30 protein-coding genes and 1 riboswitch are annotated in these 24,525 nt (G+C 36.7%); of the genes, 15 read left to right on the top strand and 15 right to left on the bottom strand.

What is annotated here, in order from left to right; translation table 11 throughout:
• Positions 1–130: 130 nt before the first annotated feature.
• The 5 genes from ABXH06_RS04845 to ABXH06_RS04825 form a co-directional block, all read right to left on the bottom strand.
• Entirely contained in the window at positions 131–1,087 is a 957-nt protein-coding gene (locus tag ABXH06_RS04845) for a GGDEF domain-containing protein (protein ID WP_353517467.1), read from the bottom strand.
• A complete protein-coding gene (locus ABXH06_RS04840) occupies positions 1,087–1,719 on the bottom strand; it encodes a chemotaxis protein (protein ID WP_311579656.1) in 633 nt (210 codons plus the stop codon). The genes ABXH06_RS04845 and ABXH06_RS04840 overlap by 1 nt, the downstream gene beginning before the upstream one ends.
• Positions 1,716–2,081: a response regulator gene (locus tag ABXH06_RS04835; RefSeq protein WP_311579653.1), complete on the bottom strand. Its 366-nt coding sequence runs from the start codon at positions 2,079–2,081 to the stop codon at positions 1,716–1,718. The genes ABXH06_RS04840 and ABXH06_RS04835 overlap by 4 nt, the downstream gene beginning before the upstream one ends.
• A 570-nt stretch (positions 2,082–2,651) precedes the next feature.
• Positions 2,652–3,380, bottom strand: coding sequence for a M48 family metallopeptidase (locus ABXH06_RS04830; protein WP_353517466.1), 729 nt, complete (start codon positions 3,378–3,380; stop codon positions 2,652–2,654).
• A 19-nt stretch (positions 3,381–3,399) separates the two neighbouring features.
• Complete coding sequence (locus ABXH06_RS04825; RefSeq protein ID WP_353517465.1) at positions 3,400–3,714, bottom strand: YebG family protein; 315 nt, start codon at positions 3,712–3,714, stop codon at positions 3,400–3,402.
• Between the two features lie 435 nt (positions 3,715–4,149).
• Between ABXH06_RS04825 and ABXH06_RS04820 the strand changes: the two genes are divergently transcribed.
• Complete coding sequence (locus tag ABXH06_RS04820; RefSeq protein ID WP_353517464.1) at positions 4,150–4,500, top strand: DUF3718 domain-containing protein; 351 nt, start codon at positions 4,150–4,152, stop codon at positions 4,498–4,500.
• Positions 4,501–4,674: 174 nt separating this feature from the next.
• Here ABXH06_RS04820 and ABXH06_RS04815 read toward each other — a convergent pair whose 3' ends face one another.
• Together ABXH06_RS04815 and moeA are read right to left on the bottom strand one after the other, a co-directional pair.
• On the bottom strand, positions 4,675–5,391 hold the full coding sequence (locus tag ABXH06_RS04815; protein WP_353517463.1) for an alpha/beta fold hydrolase: 717 nt from the start codon (positions 5,389–5,391) through the stop codon (positions 4,675–4,677).
• Between the two features lie 60 nt (positions 5,392–5,451).
• Positions 5,452–6,687 carry a molybdopterin molybdotransferase MoeA gene (gene moeA, locus ABXH06_RS04810; RefSeq protein ID WP_353517462.1) on the bottom strand — a complete coding sequence of 412 codons (1,236 nt, stop codon included), beginning with the start codon at positions 6,685–6,687 and terminating at the stop codon, positions 5,452–5,454.
• Between the two features lie 144 nt (positions 6,688–6,831).
• Positions 6,832–6,985: riboswitch (molybdenum cofactor riboswitch) on the top strand.
• On the opposite strand from moeA, the gene moaA reads away from it, so the two are divergent.
• The 10 genes from moaA to ABXH06_RS04760 all read left to right on the top strand — a co-directional run bounded on the left by moaA (position 6,972) and on the right by ABXH06_RS04760 (position 13,949).
• Complete coding sequence (gene moaA, locus ABXH06_RS04805) at positions 6,972–7,943, top strand: GTP 3',8-cyclase MoaA (RefSeq protein ID WP_311579636.1); 972 nt, start codon at positions 6,972–6,974, stop codon at positions 7,941–7,943. (Overlaps the previous riboswitch by 14 nt.)
• A gap of 3 nt (positions 7,944–7,946) precedes the next feature.
• The gene (gene mobA / locus ABXH06_RS04800; RefSeq protein WP_353517461.1) at positions 7,947–8,657 is read left to right on the top strand and encodes a molybdenum cofactor guanylyltransferase; all 711 of its coding nucleotides are present in this window, start codon (positions 7,947–7,949) and stop codon (positions 8,655–8,657) included.
• Positions 8,650–9,204 carry a molybdenum cofactor biosynthesis protein B gene (gene moaB, locus ABXH06_RS04795; RefSeq protein WP_311579631.1) on the top strand — a complete coding sequence of 185 codons (555 nt, stop codon included), beginning with the start codon at positions 8,650–8,652 and terminating at the stop codon, positions 9,202–9,204. Before mobA ends, moaB begins: the two co-directional genes overlap by 8 nt.
• The gene (moaC, locus tag ABXH06_RS04790; protein ID WP_353517460.1) at positions 9,204–9,695 is read left to right on the top strand and encodes a cyclic pyranopterin monophosphate synthase MoaC; all 492 of its coding nucleotides are present in this window, start codon (positions 9,204–9,206) and stop codon (positions 9,693–9,695) included. The genes moaB and moaC overlap by 1 nt, the downstream gene beginning before the upstream one ends.
• An 82-nt stretch (positions 9,696–9,777) precedes the next feature.
• Entirely contained in the window at positions 9,778–10,023 is a 246-nt protein-coding gene (moaD, locus tag ABXH06_RS04785; RefSeq protein ID WP_353517459.1) for a molybdopterin converting factor subunit 1, read from the top strand.
• Between the two features lies 1 nt (position 10,024).
• Positions 10,025–10,501 carry a molybdopterin synthase catalytic subunit MoaE gene (moaE, locus tag ABXH06_RS04780; RefSeq protein WP_353517458.1) on the top strand — a complete coding sequence of 159 codons (477 nt, stop codon included), beginning with the start codon at positions 10,025–10,027 and terminating at the stop codon, positions 10,499–10,501.
• 3 nt (positions 10,502–10,504) lie between these two features.
• Entirely contained in the window at positions 10,505–11,344 is an 840-nt protein-coding gene (modA, locus tag ABXH06_RS04775) for a molybdate ABC transporter substrate-binding protein (RefSeq protein ID WP_353517457.1), read from the top strand.
• Complete coding sequence (gene modB / locus ABXH06_RS04770) at positions 11,337–12,029, top strand: molybdate ABC transporter permease subunit (protein WP_311579619.1); 693 nt, start codon at positions 11,337–11,339, stop codon at positions 12,027–12,029. Before modA ends, modB begins: the two co-directional genes overlap by 8 nt.
• Positions 12,030–12,046: 17 nt before the next feature.
• Positions 12,047–13,144 carry a molybdenum ABC transporter ATP-binding protein gene (modC, locus tag ABXH06_RS04765; RefSeq protein ID WP_353517456.1) on the top strand — a complete coding sequence of 366 codons (1,098 nt, stop codon included), beginning with the start codon at positions 12,047–12,049 and terminating at the stop codon, positions 13,142–13,144.
• Positions 13,145–13,199: 55 nt separating this feature from the next.
• Positions 13,200–13,949: a HesA/MoeB/ThiF family protein gene (locus ABXH06_RS04760; RefSeq protein ID WP_311579614.1), complete on the top strand. Its 750-nt coding sequence runs from the start codon at positions 13,200–13,202 to the stop codon at positions 13,947–13,949.
• A 129-nt stretch (positions 13,950–14,078) separates the two neighbouring features.
• Here ABXH06_RS04760 and rmf read toward each other — a convergent pair whose 3' ends face one another.
• Together rmf and ABXH06_RS04750 are read right to left on the bottom strand one after the other, a co-directional pair.
• Positions 14,079–14,252, bottom strand: a complete 174-nt coding sequence (gene rmf / locus ABXH06_RS04755; protein ID WP_311579611.1) for a ribosome modulation factor — start codon at positions 14,250–14,252, stop codon at positions 14,079–14,081.
• 291 nt (positions 14,253–14,543) lie between these two features.
• A complete protein-coding gene (locus ABXH06_RS04750; RefSeq protein WP_311579608.1) occupies positions 14,544–14,762 on the bottom strand; it encodes a DUF3820 family protein in 219 nt (72 codons plus the stop codon).
• Positions 14,763–14,950: 188 nt separating this feature from the next.
• Here ABXH06_RS04750 and ABXH06_RS04745 point away from each other — a divergent pair, with 188 nt between their 5' ends.
• Positions 14,951–16,063, top strand: a complete 1,113-nt coding sequence (locus ABXH06_RS04745) for a DUF3083 family protein (RefSeq protein ID WP_353517455.1) — start codon at positions 14,951–14,953, stop codon at positions 16,061–16,063.
• Positions 16,064–16,238: 175 nt separating this feature from the next.
• The gene (gene msrA, locus ABXH06_RS04740; RefSeq protein WP_353517454.1) at positions 16,239–16,775 is read left to right on the top strand and encodes a peptide-methionine (S)-S-oxide reductase MsrA; all 537 of its coding nucleotides are present in this window, start codon (positions 16,239–16,241) and stop codon (positions 16,773–16,775) included.
• Positions 16,776–16,849: 74 nt separating this feature from the next.
• Here msrA and ABXH06_RS04735 read toward each other — a convergent pair whose 3' ends face one another.
• On the bottom strand, positions 16,850–17,689 hold the full coding sequence (locus ABXH06_RS04735) for a tetratricopeptide repeat protein (RefSeq protein WP_353517453.1): 840 nt from the start codon (positions 17,687–17,689) through the stop codon (positions 16,850–16,852).
• A 189-nt stretch (positions 17,690–17,878) separates the two neighbouring features.
• Between ABXH06_RS04735 and ABXH06_RS04730 the strand changes: the two genes are divergently transcribed.
• Positions 17,879–19,309 carry a diguanylate cyclase gene (locus ABXH06_RS04730; protein ID WP_353517452.1) on the top strand — a complete coding sequence of 477 codons (1,431 nt, stop codon included), beginning with the start codon at positions 17,879–17,881 and terminating at the stop codon, positions 19,307–19,309.
• A 74-nt stretch (positions 19,310–19,383) separates the two neighbouring features.
• Here ABXH06_RS04730 and ABXH06_RS04725 read toward each other — a convergent pair whose 3' ends face one another.
• The 4 genes from ABXH06_RS04725 to folB form a co-directional block, all read right to left on the bottom strand.
• The gene (locus ABXH06_RS04725) at positions 19,384–20,541 is read right to left on the bottom strand and encodes an acyl-CoA dehydrogenase family protein (protein WP_353517451.1); all 1,158 of its coding nucleotides are present in this window, start codon (positions 20,539–20,541) and stop codon (positions 19,384–19,386) included.
• Positions 20,542–20,895: 354 nt separating this feature from the next.
• Positions 20,896–21,723, bottom strand: coding sequence for an undecaprenyl-diphosphate phosphatase (locus ABXH06_RS04720; protein ID WP_311579593.1), 828 nt, complete (start codon positions 21,721–21,723; stop codon positions 20,896–20,898).
• Between the two features lie 10 nt (positions 21,724–21,733).
• Positions 21,734–22,225 carry a 2-amino-4-hydroxy-6-hydroxymethyldihydropteridine diphosphokinase gene (gene folK, locus ABXH06_RS04715; RefSeq protein WP_311579590.1) on the bottom strand — a complete coding sequence of 164 codons (492 nt, stop codon included), beginning with the start codon at positions 22,223–22,225 and terminating at the stop codon, positions 21,734–21,736.
• Positions 22,225–22,581, bottom strand: a complete 357-nt coding sequence (gene folB, locus ABXH06_RS04710; protein ID WP_311579586.1) for a dihydroneopterin aldolase — start codon at positions 22,579–22,581, stop codon at positions 22,225–22,227. Before folB ends, folK begins: the two co-directional genes overlap by 1 nt.
• A 189-nt stretch (positions 22,582–22,770) precedes the next feature.
• Here folB and plsY point away from each other — a divergent pair, with 189 nt between their 5' ends.
• Positions 22,771–23,367 (top strand): glycerol-3-phosphate 1-O-acyltransferase PlsY, encoded by a 597-nt coding sequence (plsY, locus tag ABXH06_RS04705; protein ID WP_432280226.1) that lies wholly within the window; start codon positions 22,771–22,773, stop codon positions 23,365–23,367.
• Positions 23,368–23,426: 59 nt separating this feature from the next.
• On the opposite strand, the gene tsaD is transcribed toward plsY, so the two are convergent.
• On the bottom strand, positions 23,427–24,470 hold the full coding sequence (gene tsaD, locus ABXH06_RS04700; RefSeq protein ID WP_353517450.1) for a tRNA (adenosine(37)-N6)-threonylcarbamoyltransferase complex transferase subunit TsaD: 1,044 nt from the start codon (positions 24,468–24,470) through the stop codon (positions 23,427–23,429).
• Positions 24,471–24,525 lie beyond the last annotated feature (55 nt).

Raw genomic sequence — 24,525 nt, 5'->3', positions numbered from 1 at the left:
AATAATAATGGTGTGACGTGTAAGATTTTTCATGCGGTTAAAATGCCTGAAATGTAATTTTCTGTCAATAGCTATTTGTGAATAAAATTAGATGATTTATGAATAAACGCAGATAAAATCGTATAAATATTTAATCTTCAAGAATAAGTTCTATTTCTTTAGCGGCACAAACTTTATTACGTCCGGTTTCTTTCGCTTCATACAGGGCAATATCTGCATTTGAAATTAAATCTTCATAGCGTTTATCATCAGGATTGATAGTTGCTACACCTACACTTGTAGAAATACGAATACGCTTATCTTGAAATTCAATGACAAGCTCTTCTATGGATCGACATATACGCTCGGCAACATCAACTGCGCCAGCTAAATCTGTCTCAGGTAAAATTGCGGCAAACTCTTCACCACCATAGCGGCCAAACTGATCACATAACCTAAGTAAACTACTTATTTTTTGTGCTGTTTTAATCAAGACTTGATCACCACACTGATGACCATAAGTATCATTAAGTAATTTAAAATGATCTAAATCAAACATGATTAAGGCTAAACCGTGATCATATCGGCGAGCACGAGAAAACTCTTTGTCTAGGCACTCTTCCCAGTGCTTACGATTAAATACTTGTGTTAAACCATCAATTCTATTGGCTTTAGCAAGCTCTTCTAAGGTTTTATTTAGTCTCGTCTGATAATGGCAAACATCGGTAACATCTTCGATTAAGATGCAAATATGCGTAATTTCGTTATTGGTTTCTATCGGAAAAAAAGTACAGTTTTGCGCCATAAAATGGCTATCTGTCGTAATGGGTCTGGAATGCGATAACTCAAATAAATGATGGCGTTGTTCCCAAGAACAAAAACTTTGTGTCTTTAATTGAATGACGCTTGACAGTTTTCTTTCAAACCACCTTTTAGGCAGCTCAGGAAAAGCAGTAAAAACATTTTTGCCTACAATATCTTGTAAGTTAAGGTGAGCATGGATCGCGAAAAATCGGTTCCACTCTACAATGTTGTAGTTTAGATCAAGAATTAATACCCCAGTATTTAACTGTTCAGTAATGGTGGTACATAATGGATTATCTGACACTAGTAATCTTCCAATATACGGTCAATTACAGAGGTTATATTGATAATAGCCGATTCTGGTATCAATAAAATCATATCGCAATTGAATGAATAATCCGTGACTTGATAAGTGATCTTAACTTTTAATGCAACGTCCCAATTGAATGAATTATGTTGAATATGATCTGAAATAGACGTTTGGTTAGCGTTGGAATTCGCAGCATCACTAGAAAATAATAGTCGAGGTGCACTATATGACATTTGATTATCAATTTGACTAGCAAAGACATTTAAAAACGTTGTCGTTAATATCGAACTTAAATCAATAATTTGTTCTTCAACCGACAACTCATCTGGCTCGTAACCCAGTAAATCCGCTAAGCGATCAGAGTCTTTTGGCTGATACATTAATAAAGCTTCGCCGCGGATCCCTTCATAACCAAAGAAACCTTGGCTGACTACCGCTACAGACTGTGCTTCAGACTTTAAGGTATCTGATAAATGTTGGGAACTGACCTGTTCGATGCTTGGGACTTTAAGATAAACAAAAGTATCTAAATAGCGAGCAAGTTGATCACTAGCCTGCCCCATAGCTACATTGATAATTTCTTGTAAACAATCTTGTTGATCGTCATTTAAATTAACGTTGTTCATATAATATCATGTTGTTTTAGATGAGAAGTAAGGACATCTAATTGAACGGGTTTACGCAAAAAAGCTTTCGCGCCAAGCTCTAAAACTTTGTTTTGCATCTCAGGTTGAATATCAGCTGAGATAACAAAAACATTTACATTTAGACCGGCCTCCTTGATACCTTGCAACACACCAACGCCATCAACAACAGGCATAGTAAGATCAAGAAAAAGCACATCTATAGCTTGGTTATTTAAGATTTCTAATGCTTCAACACCATTAGTGGCAAGTTGAACATTTTCAGACAGTGATTCAGGTAAAATTCTTAGAACCTGTTTACGAGCCATATTGGAGTCATCACAAATAAGGACTGACAAACTCATGAAATGGGCATTCCTATTATTATTATTTTTAATGGGGTGTAATTTACCTTAAAAAAGTCAGGCTGTTAACGGCTAAACACACAATTTATGATTTTTTTTCAAGCAAATGGATCGCACTAAAAGACATAATTATTTAACACATTGATAAATATATAATTAATATTATTACATCAATTATCCCCCCTAGCATTTATTTTCACCGTCCAGCCCCATTTATCTAGGATAAATTTGGCAACACCTCTTTAAAAGCCAAATAACACTTTTAATATAGCTAAGGATAAAATAGCCGAAATCGCATAAATACACGCCATTTTCCAATTATATCGATTTACTTTCATCACAATTCCTCATATTAATCTTCCAGTCAATTTGTTGACTGAAAAGCTGTTTATTATTATTTGTATAAAATACAAGCGATTATCATGCCAAGATAAAACAACTGATTGATAACAAAAGAATTATTAAAAAGATAAAGATAAAAATGACTACTTTAAGAAAAATACGGATAAAAATACGGATAAAAATACGCTACATTATCAATAAGTTAAATGAAACATTAACTGTATTTTACTAGGTGATATATTGTGTTGGCCATTGAAGATGACTTTGATGGACTTTAAGCCAATGTTTAGCTTCTTTAAAACGAGGAAAAAACGCTTCGACTAATGACCAAAATTGCCGACTATGATTTAAATGCTTTAAATGGCAAAGTTCATGAACAACTACATAATTAATCACCCAATCAGGTACCATCATCAATAAGTAGTTAAAGTTTAATTGTCCGTAATTGTTGCAACTCCCCCAACGAGCTTTATATTGCCTGACTTTGATATTACTTGGGTATAAATTAAGTTGAGCGCTAAAATATTTAACTTTTTCTGCTATTACTGTCTCAGCACTTTGTTTAAACCAAGCTTCCACAAGCTGTTTAATAACCTTCTGTTGTCGCGTTTTATCGACATTTTTATACCGTTGAGCGAGCGTAATTTGAATACTGTCACCATGATTTTCGATACAATTTTTGCTTGAAAAAGTAAGTGAAATGTTTTTTCTGATCCCCTCAAACCATAAAAATCCATTTTCACTCAAGACAATTCCTTGATGGTTCAATGCTTGTTCTTTGAGTAGATTATTTTGGGTTAAAAGCTTGACCTCAAGCCAGGATGACTTTTGAAGAACAAACTGCTGAATATAACTTTCTTTAACATATTGTGGAGCCCGAACGATAACAAGGCCCTGTTTTACCTGTAAGGCAATACTTTTCCGCTTATGACTGCGGATTAACTGATACTCAATCATAAAAGCTATCAGTTAACGACTATGCTGCATCATTTTTACGCTCAGTTTCCTTAGCAGCACTATTATTGTCTTCCACTTTTTGGACTTGTTTTTTTGCGACTTTAGGTTTCTTAGCTTGCAAGGCAATAAGCACTTGTTCCCTATGTTGAGCGATATAAACACTGAGTTCTTCTCGCATATTTTCCGATAATTCTATCGTGGCACTTTCAAATAGTTCAGCAAGACTATCAGCCATATCTAACATCTTGTCATATTCATCTGCGGCTTTCTTATCCATAAATGTTTCTACCTCCACACCTTGTCTTATGACAACAAATCGACTTTCAACGGCCATTGTTTTCCCTTATTTAACGAAAAGCTACTCTGGTAAGTACATCATAAACGAAGCAATGCGCACCACAAGAGCTGTATATAAAAACAGTAGAATATCTTTTTTGGCAAAAAATGCAATATAAATTAACTAAAACATGAAAATTAACCTGTTAACCATCATGCGACGACTGACATATTCCTCATTTAATTTGTGTCATTTTAACGATGAATGTAAATATCCATGACACAACTCCATAAAAACAACTTGCAAACTAGACAGATTTCCCTTTTAAATCATAACAATAGAATCCTCTCCATTAAAATTACACCGTAGATTTTCCTTACATTCATCCAGATAAATCTTGCAACTTTTATTGAAAAAAACGCCACTATTAAGTTGTACATAGCAATTTTGCAAATGTCGTTTTACCACTTTAGATATTTTAGGAGCGTTATCATGAATAAAATTAAATCAACCATTACAACGGCCATTACAGTGACATTATTAGCAGGCGCGAGTTTTACTAGTTCAGCAATGGACAAATATATAGAAGATTCTTTAATTGAAGTTTGTAAAGCATCTACTACCAATAGCATGTTGAAATTTAACAAAACCATGAAATCTTATCGGTTAAATAACAAAGCAGTTGCCAATAAGGTAATGTGCAATGGTGACGATATTACTGATTTTGCTAGAAACCATGGTTCATATAAAGTAGCAGCAAAACTTGAGAAAAGCTTAAACGGGAATGTAAGTATTACGGATGTAGCAGCGCTGAGTAAAATCGACGTAAAATTTGTCGAATAGTCAGAGCAAGATGCAAAAGTTCCCTATCCCTGATGATGTTTAAGCGACAACGGCAGAGCAATTTGAAGCGAACCTTCTTCAATTGCTTGCTGTTTGCTGAACATAGTCAATGATTAATTTTCAACTTCCACGCTGTAACTAAGTACGCTTAACACACTAAATAACAGTAAGTTTTTATGTATGATCAGTTAGATTTCCCATTAACCAATGAGCCAGTGCCTTTGGCTTTTCTAATGGCAACATATGGCCGGCTTGTTCAAAAATAGTTAAGGTCATGTTTTTATCGAGTTGTTGGAAATCCGTCAACGATGATATCGAAACTAAAGGATCATTTTCACCGACACAAAAATATTTTTTCTGATTGAGTAACACTAGTTGATGAAAAATATTCTCTCGTTTGGTTGTGGCCAATAATTGATGAACGAGTGCCTCTTGCCCCAATGATTTATCCATATTTTCAATCAAAGACACGATATCGTTGCGATGATGAGCACTTTTATCTAATAAAGCTAATATTCGTTTTCGCGCAATACCGGCATAGCCATTCCTTTTGATCCAAGCTACCGCTCGAGCACGCTCTTTCATTTCTCTTTCTGGCAAAGCACATGGCATATTAGCTATCACCAATAGTTTTTCAATCAATTGAGGATATTTTAATAGAAAAGCAGATGCCAAATATCCCCCTAATGAAAATCCCAATAGGACGACTTTTTCATCAGGCAGTTGCTGTTTTATATCATCAAGAATGTCATTGATTGTTGGCTTTTGAGCAATAGTTAAAAAGTGAAAATCAAAATGAATGTCACTCAACGCTTCCAAGGCTGAAATCATTGGCTGCCATAGGCGTGCATCACACATAGTACCGGGCAATAAATAGAGAGACTGTCGCATAGTCAAAAACCAAACTCATTAAAAATTAAGCCAACAAAAGTTGTCTATAAATAGGTAAAACTATTGTAAGTATTTATCAAACATTTGTACCTTAACCCATTCACCTTGATTCACTTTCCCTTGCTCAGCCGCAAGAACAATATAACAATTGGCTGCAGCCATACTGGTCAATATGCCAGAGCCTTGACTTCCCGTTGAAGTAACTTGTAAATCACCATTTTCATCCTGACTTAGAATACCCCGCTGAAAATCCATTCTCCCCGGTGATTTTTTTAAAACTTGGGTAGTTTTCGCTTTCAATGTTAACGGTTGTTCACGATTAACATGCTGCATTTTTAATAACGCGGGAAGTGCTAACTGATGAGCGGTGACTAAGGCAGAAACGGGGTTACCTGGTAAACCAAAAAAATATGCCTTAGTAAGCGTGCCAAAAGCAAAAGGTTTTCCGGGTTTCATGGCGATTTTCCAAAATGCTATTTTACCCAAAGCTTCAAGGACCGTTTTGGTATAATCAGCGTCTCCAACAGAAACACCACCAGATGAAATCACCACATCAGCAACATCATCGGCTTTTTTAAACGCGGTAAAAATACTTGTTTCTACGTCTTCAACAATACCAAAATCAATAATTTCAGCACCGAGTTTAGTCAATAATGATGTTAAGAACTGACTATTGCTTTCGTAAATATCACCATCATTAAGCGACTGTCCTGGTTTTTTTAATTCATCACCGGTTGAAATTAACGCGACCTTAAGTTTTCTAAAAACCGTGACTTTATCAATACCTAAGGAAGCTAGCACGCCAATGTCGATAGCCGTTAACTCTCGTCCTGTAAGAAAAACAACTTGCTCTTTAGCAATATCTTCTCCCTTACTTCTCACATTATCCGCACGTTTTCTTGGCGATAAAAAAGTAATATTTTCACCATCAACCTGACAATTTTCTTGCATTTCAACGGTATCGCAATCGGCAGGTACTTTAGCGCCAGTCATGATACGTACACATTCACCCGCTTTACATTCACCTGTAAAAGGCGCACCAGCCATCGAGCGTCCAACCAGTTTCAGGGTGTTATTTTCAGCTAAGCTTTGCGATGAAAATGTGTAACCATCCATTGCAGAATTATCATTTGGCGGGACATTTACTGGACTTTTAATATCTTGTGCTAAGACTCTTCCTAACGCATTTGTCAGCGTAACTTGCTCTGTGTCACTAATCGGTTTGACCACCGTTAACATATTTTCTAACGCCTGCTCAAAAGGGAGTAAGCCCTGAGCTGAACAACAATCAACCATTTGTATTTACCTTAAAATTACTGATATCAATATTATCTGATAATCCACAATGAACTACGAGTCAATTGCGTCGTTATTGTTTGATACAAATCAACTAGGAACATCGTTAATTATCATATCATCTAGTCATAACTATGTTATATTATATTGATTATTCGCCGAGCTTCTATTGCTAACTTTGTTTTACTTTCGTGAAACAGATACGTGATTTTAGCCGTGATTATTTTTTAATCGCCAGGGTTAATGTGGAAACATATTAGCCTCCCGACATTTGGAAAGGTGGAATGTTAACTGACAATTTTGGTCGTAAGTTTTATTACTTACGCCTATCGATTACCGACGTCTGTAATTTTCGTTGTAACTATTGTTTACCCGATGGTTATCAATGTGATCACGACCGTGATTTTTTATCGTTTGCTGAAATACAAAGAGTGGCCAAAGCCTTTGGTCAATTAGGCACGGAAAAAATTCGTATCACTGGTGGTGAGCCTTCATTAAGAAAAGATCTTCCCGACATTATTGCTGCCTGCAAACAAACCGAACACATCAAAAAAGTCGCATTAACGTCTAACGGCTATAAATTACCTGAACATATTAACCCTTGGTTAGATGCTGGCCTTGATGCGCTTAATATTAGTATTGATAGTTTAGATCCAAGACAATTCCATGCCATTACCGGCCATGACAAATTACCTAAAATTTTAAAGGGTATTGATATGGCATTGGCAAGTGGTAAAACATCCGTAAAAATTAATACGGTGTTAATGCGTGAATTTAATGGTTATGACATAAAAACCTATTTAGATTGGTTAAAAGATACCCCGGTTACCTTGCGTTTTATCGAATTAATGCAAACAGGTGATAATCAAGATTTTTTTAATAAGCAACATGTTCAAGCGTCTCGAATTAAACAGAACTTGCTTCTTGACGGTTGGCTGCCATCTATTCGTGATAAATCGTCTGGCCCTGCTCAAGAATTTTATCACCCTGATTATCAAGGAAAAGTTGGTTTAATCATGCCATACAGCAAAGACTTTTGTAACACTTGTAATCGGTTAAGAATCAGTGCTTTAGGGAAACTTCATTTGTGTTTATTTACCGAAGCAGGCTTGTCATTAAAAGAATACTTACAACAAGATGATGTGGAACCGTTAAAACAACAAATTGTTGCCATGATGAGTGATAAAAAAGCGACGCATTTTCTCCATGACAAAATCACGGGTGCGACAAAAAACTTGGCAATGCTGGGTGGTTAGTCGATGAAAACAGCAGCAAATATAATACTGAATCAACATTGTTTAGGGGTGGTATTAACAGGTGGTTTATCCTCTAGAATGGGGAGTGATAAAGCATTACTTAACCGACAAAGTGATTATCGACAAAGTGATAACCGACAAAATGAGCATGCGCCTCAAGAAAATATGTTGTCGTATAGTAAACAACAATTAAAAAATGCAGGCGTGGATGAGATTATTGTTAGCGGAAAAAATCATGGTATTGCCGATCAATATGAGCAATTAGGTCCAATGGGCGGTATTTATACTGTGCTCAACAAGTACCAACCACAAGCCATGTTAATTTTGCCGGTTGACTTGCCTTTAATAGACAGTCAATCATTACTGCAACTGAAACGTGCTGGGGAATTATCACAAAAGGCGACTTTTTTTCACAATTCTATGTTGCCATTATATTTGCCCGTAAATGCGTTTGTTAAACAGTTTTTTGAGCAAAGCTTTTTGCCCTTTAAACCACTTTTATCCTCTGATAAATCAGCGGGCTTTCACCAAACTAAAGATAAACCTGCGGTTAAAGGGCCTTCGATTAAAGCATTATTAATGCAAACACCCCATAAAACATTAATCCCTAAAAATTCACAATGCTTGTTTAATGCCAATACCCCCGAGCAATGGCAACAAGCTAAGCAAAAGTTTAACAACACTATTGTGCAAAACAGGAAAGATCATGTCTAGTTCAGCGAATAATCACAACAGTAAAGCATTTATTCCCCTCAACATTGCCGTATTAACCGTGTCAGATACACGTGATGAATCAAATGATACGTCAGGGCAATTATTAGCAGAGCGTGTTACCTCGTCAGGGCACAAATTAGCAGCAAAAACTATTGTTAAAGATGACGTTTATCAATTACGCGCCACTGTTTCTCAATGGATTGCCGATGAAAATATTCATGCAGTTATCAGCACTGGCGGTACAGGCTTTACGCTACGCGATAATACACCAGAGGCTTTATTGCCACTTTTTGATAAAAATGTAGAAGGGTTTGGTGAAATATTTCGTGCTATTTCCTTAGATGAAATTGGTACTTCGACGATTCAATCTCGTGCTTTTGGTGGCATAGCTAATCAAACCGTTATTTTATGTGTACCTGGTTCAACTAACGCATGTCGTACCGCTTGGGATAAATTAATCAAAGAACAATTAGACGCGAGTCATCGACCATGTAATTTTGTACCTCATTTGAATATTAATACTGAACAATGTGAGACAAGAAGCTAATGACAGCGCCAAACAAAGAAGTCGCCTTGAGCCACGTTAACTCAAAGGGCGAAGCTAATATGGTTGATGTCACTGAAAAAGCGATGACATCAAGAACCGCAACCGCCGTAGGTTTCATAAAAATGACGGCAGAAACCCTCGCGTTAATACAGCAAGGCGATAACAAAAAAGGCGATGTTTTTGCCGTTGCGCGTATTGCCGGCATCCAAGCAGCTAAAAAGTGCAGCGATTTAATTCCTTTATGTCATCCATTAATGTTGACAAAAGTGCATGTCGACTTTGAAATTAACGGTCAGGAAAACGAAATAAAAGTCACCAGCTTATGCCGGTTAACAGGGCAAACCGGCGTTGAAATGGAAGCCTTAACTGCCGTTTCTGTCGCTTGCTTAACATTGTTTGATATGTGTAAAGCAGCAGATCCTACAATGGAAATATATGGCATTAAAGTATTAACTAAAGAAGGTGGAAAGTCAGGAAACTGGCAGGCATAGTTTTTCGATTACGCTATAAAAGCCACTGCAAACCAATAAAAGAATACGTTAGAAAAATACCTGAAAATAAAACGAGAATCCTATGATAAAAGTATTATTTTTTGCCGCGCTGCGTGAACAACTAGGCAGTGACCAAATTACAATACCCGTAGAAAAACCAGCAACCGTTGCCGATGTGATTAACGCTTTACTTGCCTTGAACCCACAATGGCAGACAGCATTTTCTCAAAGCATGCTTTATGCGGTTAATCAAAACATGGTAAGCAAAGATCATCCTGTTAACTCCGGTGATGAAGTTGCATTTTTTCCACCAGTAACGGGTGGATAACATGGACGTTAAAAATGAATCATCAGTCAAAATTGCCATTCAAACCGCTGATTTTAACTTAACAGATGAAGTTAATTTGTTAGAGCAGCAAAATGATGAAGACGGTGCTGTTGTCACTTTTAGCGGTAGAGTAAGAAACAATAATCTCGGCAAAAAAGTCAGTGGTTTATTCCTAGAACATTATCCAGGCATGACTGAAAAGTCCTTACACAGCATCATTGAGCAAGCTCAACAAAAATGGCAATTAGGAAGAATTACCGTTATACATCGTATTGGCCAGCTAAAAGTAGGCGAACAAATTGTTTTTGTTGGCGTAACCAGTAAACACCGACAAGATGCTTTTTCCGCTTGCGAGTTTATTATGGATTATTTAAAAGTGAGCGCGCCATTTTGGAAAAAGGAATTAAGTGATGGAGTAGAAAGTTGGTTAGAGGCTAAGCAAAGTGATGAAGCTAAAGCAAAACTCTGGCAATCTTAAACTATGATGAAAGTTAATTTTTGCTCCGCTACATGGTTTTGTTTCGCATTGTTAACTTCGCAAGCGATACTTGCCAAAGGGTCATCAGCGCCTCTAGAAAAAAAACTTAATATTGCCGTTACAGCCAATTTTGCCCCAACCTTAAAAAAGTTATTACCTAAATTTGAACAACAAAGCGGTATCAACACACAGTTATTTATTGGCTCTACGGGTAATTTATTTCAACAAATTCATCACGGCGCTCCTTTTGATATTTTTATTGCTGCCGATAAAATAAGACCTTCTAGGCTTGTCGCCGCGGGTCTCGCCCTTGAAAACAGTTTAAAAACTTATGCTTTTGGGACTATTTCATTTTGGTCATCCTCATGGCAAAGCGATAACAAAACGAAAAATAATTTGCCAACTTTTCAAAGCTTGTTACAGGAAATACAAGCAAACAGTTTACGAATGGCTATTGCCAACCCAGCAATTGCCCCTTACGGTGTTGCCGCCAAGCAAACTTTAGAAACTACAGAGCTTTGGCCAAAAATCAGTTCAAAACGATTAATTATGGGCAGTAATATTAATCAAACATTCCAACAAGTTAGAAGTGGCGCTGTTGCTCTCGGTATAGTGGCCGATAGCCAACTGATCTTAAATAATTTATCTGGTATCAAAATACCAAATCAATATTATCAACCTATTGAACAACAACTCGTTATCTTATCTGGTAGTAAAAATATTTTGCCAAGCCAATCGCTTAGTGACTATTTATTATCAAGGGAAAGCCAACAAATCATTGCACGTTTAGGTTATCAGCCGGTCATTCCATTCATCAGTTTAAAAGGACGAGATAATGATTGAGCTCTCTGACGACGGTTTAGCATTAGTCACGACGCTTAAAATGGCTGGACTAACTACGTTTTTTCTGATGATAATTGGCACACCATTAGCTTGGTTTTTAGCGAAAATGACCAGCCGGAGTAAAGTATTTATTGAAGCAATCGTTGCCCTGCCCTTAGTTTTACCGCCAACGGTATTGGGTTTTTACCTATTAATTGCTTTTTCACCTCAATATCTCCCAGGGCAAATATGGCAAGAGCTTACAGGGCAACAGTTAGCCTTTAGTTTTAGTGCTTTGGTGATAGGATCTATTTTTTACTCCTTACCTTTTGTGGTGCAACCACTACAAAAAGCCTTTGAACAATTAGGAAATGATTATCTAGAAGCCGGAGCCATGCTAAGAGCTGGTCCGTTAGACCGATTTTTCACTTTAGTTTTCCCGATGACAAGAGCGAGTTTTATTACCGCTGCCAGTTTAGGCTTTGCACATACCGTGGGCGAATTTGGCGTAGTTTTAATGATAGGCGGCAATATACCGGGTGAAACCCGAGTGCTGTCAATCGCTCTATTTGATCATGTTGAAGCGTTTAATTATTCGCAAGCACATACTTTGGCCATCAGTTTAGTGATCGCCTCATTAGTTTTATTATCTGCGATTTATTTGCTCAATCATCAACCGATAAAATCAAAGAAAGTGATACGTTAAAGCATGGATAATTTCTCTTGAAGAATCGTTTAACTCTTAACCTTGAATCAACTAAAGGTCCCTTTTCATTAGTGATTCAGCAATGTTTGTCTTTTTCTGGCATTGTTGGAGTTTTTGGACACTCTGGCTCAGGAAAAACCAGCCTCCTACGGGCAATTGCCGGACTTGATAAACACGTTAAAGGCAAAATATCTTTTAACGACCGTATGCTACTTGATACTAAAAATAAGCAAAATATAAACGCAGAGAATCGTCATATATCCATGGTGTTTCAAGAGCCTAGATTGTTTCCTCATTTAACTGTTTCAGAGAATTTAGAGTTTGCGATTAAGCGTTGCCAACACAGTAAATTAACTAAACAAGAAATCATCGAATTAACCAATCTCAGTACTTTATTGAATAAAAAAGTAACTGAACTTTCCGGTGGCGAGCAGCAAAAAGTCGCCTTAGCGCGGGCGATATTATCAGAGCCGGCATTACTGTTATTAGATGAGCCACTAAGTGCTTTAGATCGACATAGCAAAAAAGAGTTATTAATTTTACTGAAAACGGTTAATAAAAAATTAAACTTACCTATGGTTTATGTCAGCCACAGTAGTGAAGAATTACAGCAACTTGCAGAGCAATTAATAGTAATTGAGCGTGGAAAAATCATAAATTCAGGCGAGGTTCATCAAGTTTTACACCAATTAAATAGTACACAGTTAATTAAGCAACAAACCAGCTTATCTGTAAAAGTTGCAGAGATAAATAACCAACATGGTTTAGTGAAATTAGCCTTTGATGACCAATTTATTTTTATGATGATTGATCACTTAACCGAGAAAGATAAACTAGCGTTAACACAACTTAATTCTTTACGTTGTTATATCTTTGCCAGTGATATCAGTATTGCCACTATAGAGCCAACAAGTAGTTCGATCGTCAATCAACTCTATGGCAAAATCACAAAGATATCTCAAGTTGAGTCACAAGTATTACTTACGTTAACCTGTCAGCAACAAACGTTTTTTGCCAATATTTCAAGCTATTCTCTCGATAAGTTATCGTTAAGCATCAACCAAGCTGTCTATATTCAATTTAAGGCAAGTGCGGTGCGAACATTGACCATTTAGCTTGAATAACGTTTATTATTTTGATTAGTTTTATTTTATAACCAGCGAGAACCATGTGCTTACATCACAAGAACAACTAAGGTACAGCAGACAAACCATGCTTAAGCATATTGGCGAAAATGGCCAATTAAAATTGCGTAATGCGAGTGTGCTTATTGTTGGAATGGGTGGCTTAGGTAACCCCGTTGCTATGTATTTAAATGCCGCAGGCGTCGGCAAAATAATCATTGCCGATGGTGATAACGTTGATGTGACAAACCTACAGCGACAAGTGTTATTCGGCGAGTCAGATTTACACCAAAATAAAGCCGATTGCGCGGCAGAAAAACTCACTAAAAACAATAGCGATACACACATTGAAGTCATTGATGAAATGCTTGATGAAGAACTCGGCCAATTTTATATACCGCAAGTTGATGCAGTTATTGATTGTAGCGACAATATCGAGACGCGTTATTTAGTCAATAGATTATGTGTTGAACACAAAAAACCGTTTATTCTAGGTGCAGCAACAGGCTTTGATGGACAACAACTTGTCGTTGATGCTAGAAAAGAGAATGCGGCTTGCTATCAATGTTTCTTTCCGATTTCTGAAACAGCTCCCAAAAACAACTGTCAAACTGTAGGTATTATGGGACCAGTTTTAGCAATTATTGCCGGATTACAAGCATTACAAGCCATCAAGTTATTAGCTGGCATTGAAGTTAAACATAATCAATTAAACGTTTATGATGGCTTACACAATCAATGGCAACAATTCAACATTACAAAACAAGTAAATTGCCCCATATGCCAGAGCAATTAATTTTACTATTGCATAACCGAAATAATAACGTGTGATAAAATTAAAAAACATACGCATAAAAAAGCCCTCAATATTGAGGGCTCTACCCGTTTTCTAAGGTGATTAATTAGCGTAATTAGAAATTAATGCCTATTTAAATAATCCAGAATTTCGGTCAGTAACGGCTTCGCGCCATCCCCCTAACCATTCAGATTTTGCATCAGTATTTTGATAAGGACAATTTTCTTTATTTTTACCTGACAGGCCTGCTTGGTAACCATTTGAATGCGCTCTACCTAAACGATCTCTTTTCTGTCTTCTCATATACGAGTCTCCATAACTAGATGATAAGTATAGTTTTTCTTTAGTTTTCTTTATCAGTAAGAATTAACAACTGACACTTCATTTAAGAACATTTATTTTTTTAAAGCAAGTTGAAAATGATCATAAAAGTGTCAAAAATTTGAAATTTTAAGCTGCTAAGACTCGACTGTTTTTTGAACAAAAAAGAAGTGTTTGAAAAACAGATTGTTATTAAAATTGGATTAGATCTAAAGCTAATAAAAAGTATTTTTATATAAGAAAATCATTTAACGAAAGTTAAAATAATCACCATTAACTTTCTAACAAGGGTTCTAACATTTTTTCCAAACCATTTAATTTTACTTCATACATCAGTGCTAATTGTTCGCCTAATTTACCTTCAGGAAACCCTTTACTATGAAACCATACTAAATAAGGCTCGGGTAATTGCAGCAATTTTCGTCCGGCATATTTCCCAAAAGGCATCACTTGATTTACGGCGCGAATAAGCGCTTGTTGATCTGAAAGCATAATTTCCTAACTGTAAATAATATTAGTGTTTTTATTGTGCATTATTATTAATTAATACGCTAAATAGTAAAGGCTAACTCGCCAAAGTTTAACTTATTTTAACAAAGTGTCTGACATAAATTTGTCACAAGTTACCCATATAATTTCAGCATTATTTAGATATTTATGCATTCAAATAAGGACATTCAATGTCAATAGTTCGAAAAAGAAGTGCGGCAAATAAAGCCTATATTCCGTCAAACAATCGTGATAATCAGTATATCCTGGCAGAGTTGCAACTATCGGATGCTTTGTTAACGCAAATTTCTCCCGATTTTTCTGAAGACAGCAAACAACCTTACTTTCAGTTTTATCAAAACTTATCACAATTACTGTTTACGTTAAGTAATGATTTTAACATAAAGAGCAGTGTGTTTGTTGCCAATGATAAACTCGTTAGAGTGCGCTATAGCCAAGAAATGCACCAATGGCAAACTAGCCAACAAATATTGTTTTACTATGATCCGCAAATACATGAATTACAAAATTCATTTTTTGATGCCAATGCCAGAGCGAATAAAATTACCTTGTTATTTTTAGCCTCTGGCAATGACATTAGGGTTAATGCGGCTGAATTTCACCAAAAAGTCACAAAACTTCTAAAATGTTATTGCCAACAATTAGCATTAAAAGAAGGGGATCTTCGAGTCAGAGATCATCAACATATCACTTACGATATTTTTGCCAAGAACAAAGGCTGCACAAGCTCTGTTGCTCATAAACTTCGTAGTATTGATCAGCGCTACCAAAGCCAAGCTGTGACTTTACCGACAGAAAATTCAGCGATTACTTACGCGATAATCAACTTAACCATTAATAACCGTTTGTTAAATATGGTCGACATAGACCCAAGTTCGAAAGATCCGTACAACCCGTTATACACCTTTTTAACTGATACGTTTTCTATGGTAGCAAAAAGGTTTAATTTAAATAATGGTGCTTTAATAGCAAATGGTTTAGTGCCAATCGTTCGTTATAGCCTTCATGAAATTGTATCTCGTGTCGGCGAACTACAAATGTTAGGTTATAACCCTGAACAAAGTCCTTGCGGTTTAGTAAGTAAATGGCAAGCAGATCAACTTGTTGATAATGTTCAATTTATTTTTGTTGCAACTAAGCTTGATGGTACAGACAATCGTTTCGGACGTTTTATTAATCAAATTGAACAAGCAATGCGATTATTGGCCGCTGAGCTTGAAATACCCGGCAACAAAGAAGAACTTATCATCCGATTTCATCAACATGTTGCGTACAACTTATAATCAACGCTTTCGGTGCAATATATCAATATTGCACCGAGCTTTTTCACAAACAGTCATAGCATTTAATCCGCTTAAATTAACATAGACCTTGCCGTGACAATTGATTATATTGCCCTTTCTTTTTAAAGATTGTTTCACTTTATCGATGAAGCAAGTTACTAAATAGGCTTTAGCAATGAACTTAGAAGAAATAACCTTAGGTGGTGGCTGTTTTTGGTGTATTGAAAATATTTTTTCAAGGGTCAAAGGCATTACAAAGGTAGTAAGTGGTTACGCCAATGGAGATATAGAAAACCCAAGCTATGAACAAGTCTGTTCAGGAACAACGAATCATGCAGAAGTAGTAAAGGTAGAATTTGATCCTGCGATAGTTTCATTCGAGACAATTTTAGAAGTATTTTTTGCCATTCATGATCCAACAACACTTAATCGTCAAGGCAATGATATTGGCAGCCAATACCGGTCAATTATTGTTGTAGAAAATGATGAGCAACAAGCTGCAGCATTAGAAAAAATCAAACAGTTAACCGACTCAAATGCATTTGAAGATGACATTGTGACAGTTGTCGAGCATAAATTGAATTATTATGCCGCTGAAGATTACCATCAAGATTATTATAACAACAACACTGACAATCAATATTGTCAGTTAGTGGTTGCTAAAAAGATACAGAAGTTTTTAAACAACTTTTCACATCTATTGAAAGATTAATAAAGACTAAATTAAGAACTGACAAAAAAAAAGTGCTTAAGCAATAAATCATTCTTGCTTAAGCACAGTTCTTTTTAATACATTAAGGTGTATAACTTTCTTCGAAACTTGGTTGCTAACGGGTCGCCGTCTGGCAGTGCTTTTAAAATATCAAGTAGCAAGTCTTTACTTTTTTGATCGCTACCATCTTTTTGTACTAACCTAAACAAAAGCGTTAACGCTTCTTCATGACGATTCACTTGGCTATATTGCGCCGCTAAGTTTTGTTGTAATTCAACGTTAACAGGCGCTTTTGCTAATTCACTTTCTAACGCTTGAATTTCAGGTGAATTTGCCGCTTGGCTCGCTAATTCAAGCTTTGCCATGACCGCTTGATATTCACTGCCTTGATCAACCATTAATATCGTTGATAACAATGACTCTGCTTCACTAATTTTACCGGTTTGAATATATACATCCGCCAATAAAAGTTTGATATCAGCACGTTCATTATTAAGTTGATATGCTTGTGAAATAACAGTAAAGGCTTGATTGATATCATTCGCCTCTATTAACTTTTGAGCTTGAGCAAATAATAGATCTTCTTCTTTTGGTAAATGTTTATCTAAAAATGCTTTGATAGTGTCATCCGTTTGAGGCCCTGATAAACCATCAATGGGTTGACCATCTTTCACTAATACTGCGGTCGGTAAGCCTTGAATACCAAATTGTTGGGCAATTTGTTGCTCGGTTTGGCAATCAACCGTCGCTAATAAAATATGTGCTTCAAATGCGTTAAGTGAACTGGCAAGTTTATCTCTTAATTCAACACTTTCAGGCACTTGCTCTGCCCAAAAATCGACTAAAACTAATTTTTCTTTAGAATCTTCAACAATAATTTTTTGAAAATTCTCTACTGTCATCGCAACGTTCATATTCGACCTAATCTTTAATAGATTTCAATACACTTTATTTGGGGACGCTTCAATAATTAACAAGGTAAGATTAAGGGTTTTATTTTTCATAAAACCCTTCTATATTAAAGTATAACGAGCTCAGCGCTATGGTAGTTAAAGGAATGAACACTTTTTCTGCTTCGAAAGATAAAAATAAGAAGGTTTTATTTGTTTAAAAACATCCTTTGCCTACTAGTGGTCACTTTAATATTTTGGGGAAGCATTGCTTGGGCTCAAAAAGCAGAGTTAACTAAAATTAAATATTGTGTTGATCCTAAATGGGCACCTTATGAAGCTATCCACAATAAAAAGCATGAAGGAATTTCAAAAGAATATTTAGACATTATTAGTCAGAAGTCGCCGCTGACATTTCAGCTTGTCCCCACAACAGATTGGCATCAAACCTTAGAGTTTGTGAAAACAAACAAATGCCATTTCATTTCAATGCTTAATCAGTCACCAGAAAGGGATCACTTTTTAACGTTTTCTGATGTATATTTTCATGCTCCTAATGCTTTATATGCTCATTATGATCAACCGATGATCGGCAATTTATCGAGTATTACCACGCAATCAATTGCAGTTGTATTAGATTATCGCTTATATCATTACTTGAAAAAGAACTTCCCTCATATAAATGTTATCGCTGTAAATAATGAATTAGAAGGTTTGGAAAAAGTTGAAGCCAAAGAAATAGATTATTATGTCGGTTCTTATTATAGCGCGAATAAAATCATACAAGACGCTTCATTTTCCAAGTTAAGAATTGTTGGTATCGCGGAACTCGAAGACAAATTGCGAATTGGTGTCAATAAACATTCAGAATTTTTACTACCTCATTTAAATCAAGCGATTAGTAAAATTTCAGAGCAAGATCATCAAACCGTCTTTGATTATTTTAAAACCACGAACTTTGTTCATAAAACAGATTACACTTTAGTGCTTGGCTTAGCGTGTTTTTTCAGCGCAATTTTTATTATCCTTTATGTGGGATATTCACGCTCAGTGCGTTTTAGTCGAGCATTAGCTAGTAAAAATAAAAAATTAAAAGCATTACATGCGCAATTAGATGCTAAAAATAAGCAGCTTGCTGAGCTAGCCATAAGAGATCCACTTACGATGCTTTATAATCGATCTCATTTAGCTGAAATGATCAATCAACAAATTAAGTTAAAAGACCGATACAACACACGCTCATGCTTGATCATGATTGATATCGATGACTTTAAACAAATCAATGATACCTTAGGGCATAAAGTCGGTGATGATATTCTTAAAAATCTATCGAATGTACTGATCAAATGTGCCCGTAACTCAGACATAGTAGCAAGATGGGGGGGAGAAGAATTTGTATTATTATGTCCTGAAACCGATATAGATGAAGCTATACTTTTAGCAAAACGTTTTCAACAAGCGTTGCAAGAAATGAAAAGTGAAGCTTGCCCTAACGTTACTTGTAGTATCGGTATCTCCGAACTACATACTAAAGACTCAGCGGATGAATGGTTTATCTCTGCTGATAACGCTATGTATCAAGCCAAAGCGCAAGGAAAAAATTCAATTTCGACATTGGGCAATACCAATAAAGTGAGTACTTAATTCCTTAATGCTGAGTTATTAAAAAATTAAGTACCGTTACATTTTATGTTCGTAACGGTACTTTTCGAGAATAATTAACTCACTTCTTTTAATAATGCTCTTGAAATAATCACCTTTTGGATTTCACTGGTGCCTTCATAAATCGAGGTAACTCGCACATCTCTGGCGAAACGTTCAAGTGGATATTCTTTAATATAACCTGCTCCCCCCATCATTTGCAGTGCATCATAACAAGCTGTGTTGGCTTTTTCTGCGGCAAATAATTTTGCCATTGAAGCTTCTTTACCAAATGGTAATCCTTGCTCTTTAGTATATGCCGCTTGCATCAATAATAATCTTGCCGCTTCAAGTTCGGTATACCGATCGGCTAATTTCCACTGTAAGCCCTGAAAGCTCGATAACGACTGATTAAATTGTTTACGCTCAGTCAAATAATCACGGGCGTAATCCATCGCAGCCAAGCCAATACCTAGCGCCAAAGAGCCGATACCAATACGACCACCTGCTAACTCACCTACTGCAACCGCAAAGCCTTTATTTTCGCCGCCCATTAATGCACTTTTTGGAATGCGGCAATTGTCAAAGCTCACTTCATTGGTTGGCGATGCTTTCTGGCCCATTTTTTCTTCCGCTTTACTGACAGTGATCCCTGGGGTATTCGCTTCCACTAAGAAACAAGAGATACCTTTCCCTTTAGGCGCACTGGTATCTGTCACCGCCCAAACGACATAAATGCCCGCAAAGCTTGCGCTGGTAATATAAAGTTTATTGCCATTTAAGACATATTCGTCGCCGTCTAATTCAGCCGTCGTTTTCATACCTGCAGGATCTGAACCCGCGCCACTTTCCGTTAAACAAAATGCGCCCGCTGGATATTCACCGCTGCATAATTTAGGTAAATATGTTTGTTTATGTTCTTCACTACCAATGGCTTGAATCACTTCTGCAACCATATTGGTTACTGAGGTAGTTACCGCAGTTGAAGCACAAGCGCGTGCAATTTCAGTGATCGCTAAACTAAAAGCAACAGTGCCTGCTTCTACGCCACCATATTCAGCTTTTATGTTTAAGCCCATAAAACCTAATTCAGTCAACTTCGCTAAATTTTCTAGAAATATGGTTTGGTTTTGTGTTTCATCAAGCTCAGCAGCAACAGGTGCCAATTCTGTTTCAGCAAATTTACGTGCCATGTCTTGAATCATGACCTGTTCTTCAGTTAACGAAAGATTCATTAGGATCACTCATTTTTGTAAAGTAGTTTTCAATCCCACTATACTAAACAAAGATTAAAAATTTCTCATCAACTATTTAACGTTTACGTAAAGTGTCATCATGAATAATGATCAAAAGGTAAGTATTTCTAAAGAACATATACGCTCTTTCACATCCATGTGATTACGATATACCGTTCATCCTGAACATATACGCTCTTTCACATCCATGTGATTAAGTTATACCGTTCATCCTGAACATATACGCTCTTTCACATCCATGTGATTACGTTATACCGTTCATCCTGAACATAAAAACGCGCTATTAAAGCGCGTGATATCTTAAGTCATTTGTCACTAACAATAAGTCACGGATTAACTCATTAGAAACCATACAAGACCAAAACCGAGTATTAAGCGATATATAACAAATGGCATCATGCCTAGTTTACCCACTAAAATTAAAAAGTAATGGATACATGCATAAGCACTTAAAAACGCTAACACACTCCCTAAACCTAGTACTTGCCAATCAACTGCATCAGCAGAGGAAGCTAGTTTTAAAGTTAAATACCCTCCTGCCATCGCAATCGCTGGAATCGACAATAAAAAGGAAAATCGTGCAGCATTCTCTCTACTTAAACCAAGCATTAAACCTAAAGTCATGGTGATACCAGAACGTGAAGTACCCGGTATTAATGCTAGCATTTGTGCGAAACCAATAATCATCGCACCCTTTAGGCCTAAGTTTTCGATACTGACGTTTTGTTCTGCTTTTCTTTTACCTGCTGAGAAATCTGCAAAGCCAAGTAATAAGCCGAACAATATAGTGGTTGCCGCTATCACCGCTGCACTTCTTAAGTTTGCGTCGATAAAGTCATGACCAATAAAGCCAACCGCCCCTAAAGGAATGGTGGCAAATAAAATCCACCATGCTAATTTTCCATCGAATGATTGATTATTTTTTTCTGGGCCGATACCTACGGTGCCAAACCAAGCAACCGCCATACGACCGACTTCTTTTCGATAATAAAGTACCACAGCAAACAAGGTACCAACATGTAAGGCAACATCGAGAGCAAGACCTTGATCTTGCCAACCTAAAATCGCAGATGGCAAAATTAAGTGTGCGGAACTTGATATAGGTAAAAACTCAGTTAAGCCTTGAATTATGGCTAATAAAAAAATCTCAATAGTGCTCATTTTCTGGTGATTATCCTTGCCAGTTAAACGGAATGATTGCTAATTTTTGGGTGTTTTTGTCAAAGTTTTGCCATAACGAATGGTAACTTTGTTTTAAAACAGGATGTAATAGTTGTGGCGCTATTTCGGCGAGTGGCCATAAAACAAAGGCATTAAAACTAATTTCATCACGTGGAAGTTGAACTGGCTCGCTTTGTACAAGGTCGCCATATAGTAAAATATCAATATCTAACGTTCTTGGACTAAATTTTTTCGCGTTTGCTTCTCTGCCAAATTTATATTCAATTTCACGTAACGTTTTACTTAATTCTTCTATCGTTTGGTTTGTTTGTAACCCCACCACCATATTGTAAAAAGGTGAGCCATCAAATCCAACCGCCTCACTTTCAAATAATGATGATAACGTTAACTCATGATAAATGGCGGTTAATTCAGTTAACCCAGACTTTAAATTATTTTCACGATCAATATTACTGCCAAGCGATAAATATACTTGCACCATTACTTCGCTTGACCTCGTTCAATTTCTACTCCTACGGTATCAGCATTATGAACCGCACCTGGCTTGCCTATACTCAGCTTTAACCAAGGAATATGAAACGTTGTCATTAAATAATTCGCTAAACGTTCAGCAAGTGTTTCTAATAAATCAACAGGGTTGTCATTAGCAAACAAGGCTATTTTTTCCGATATGTCAGCGTAATCTAAGGTTTTATCAAGCTCGTCATTTTCAGCAGCTAATTGCGTATTCCAACCCATAGCAAGATCAATGACTAATGTTTGTTTTATTTCTTTTTCCCAAGCAAAAAAGCCAATAGTGGTTTGAATATTTAACCCTCGAATAAAAACTTTATCCATCTTAACGCTACTCTTTTATCGATAAATGGCTTGAATACTCTGGGATGAGGTCAACCACTTATAAAATATTAATGGTATATTACAAATTAATTGGCGAGTTTACCTGCCTAAGAGTAGAAAAACTAGTGAACTAAGTTATACAATACTGAATTAATAAACATCCATACACCCTAATAAAAGGACTTTTACATGCTTTTGCTCACTTTTGCATTGACAATTGCAGCCTATTTATTAGGTTCAATATCCAGTGCTGTTTTAGTTTGCAAAGTCTTAAACCTTCCTGATCCTCGAACCACAGGTTCAAAAAATCCCGGCGCAACGAATGTTTATCGCATCGGCGGAAAATGGGCGGCTATCAGTGTTTTAATTTTTGATATTTTAAAAGGTGCAATACCTGTGTGGGGTGCATACTTTGTTAATGTTGAGCCTATCTATTTAGGCGTCATTGCATTAGCCACCTGCTTAGGCCATATGTTTCCAGTCTTTTTTAACTTCAAAGGTGGCAAAGCTGTTGCCACGGCATTTGGAGTATTATTACCAATAGGACTAGACTTAGGTGGTTTATTAATTTTTACATGGCTGACCATTCTTAAATTTACTCGATTTTCAAGTTTAGCCGCAATTGTCGCCGTTTCGTTAGCCCCATTTTATACCTGGCTCTTAAAACCTATTTACACCTATCCGGTGATCATGCTTTCGGTGCTCATCATCATGCGGCATAAAGGAAATATTGTTCGCTTGATAAAAGGCACAGAGCCTAAAGTAAATAACAAACTCAAAATTTAAGCGATTACAAGAGAAAATTTATCTATTGCCGATAAATTTCCTATTGTAATATCAAATACTTAGATAGCAGAAAGGCTATCTAAAGGCCAGCGTGGCGTTGCTTTAAACGTTAAATCAGAATTAGTTCCGGCCTTTAAACGTTGCATGCCCGCAAACGCAATCATGGCACCATTATCAGTACAAAATTCAGGACGAGGATAATAAACGTGGCCGCCAACTTTTTGCGTAATTTGTGCAAGCTTTGCTCTTAAGGCCGTATTCGCACTTACTCCGCCAGCAATAACCAAACGTGTTAATTCACATTGCTGTAAGGCACGGCGACACTTTATCGCCAAGGTATCAACCACAGCTTCTTGAAATGCATAAGCAATATCCGCATGAGTTTGTTCATCCATAGTGCCATGTATGTCTATTTCTTTACGAATAGCGGTTGCCGTTGCGGTTTTTAATCCACTAAAGCTAAAATCTAAACCTGGTCTATCGGTCATAGGCCTTGGAAATTTAAACCGACCTTTAACGCCAGTTTCTGCCATTTTTGATAAAGCTGGGCCTCCCGGATAATCTAACCCTAATAATTTAGCCGTTTTATCAAATGCTTCACCGGCAGCATCATCAACCGATTCACCTAACAATTCATACTGACCAATGCCATCAACCCGAACCAGCATGGTATGACCGCCAGACACTAACAAAGCAACAAACGGAAATTCAGGTACATCATCTTCTAACATGGGCGCTAATAAATGTCCTTCCATGTGATGTACAGGAACAGCAGGTAACCCCCAACCATACGCTAAACTTCGACCAATAGAGCAACCAACAAGTAACGCGCCAACTAAACCAGGACCAGAGGTATACGCGACACCATCAAGATCTTTCGGCGTTAAATTAGCTTCCGCTAAGACTTCTTTAATCAGCGGAATCGTTTTTCTAACATGATCACGCGAGGCAAGTTCAGGTACAACACCACCATAATCTGCATGAACAGCAATTTGACTATATAATCGATGCGCAACTATTCCTTCAGGTAAATCGCCTTTTCCATCATCATAAATAGCGATACCAGTTTCATCACAAGAGGTTTCAATTCCTAAAATACGCATTATTTATAAGCCCAGATTTTCTGCTATGAATGTAAAGTCGCCGATTTTACCTGTT

Origin of the sequence: Thalassotalea sp. SU-HH00458, from assembly GCF_040362795.1 — a bacterium.
Taxonomy (GTDB): Bacteria; Pseudomonadota; Gammaproteobacteria; order Enterobacterales; family Alteromonadaceae; genus Thalassotalea_H; species Thalassotalea_H castellviae.
Note: the sequence above shows the minus strand (reverse complement) of the source record. Positions and strands in the feature narration are given on the sequence as shown.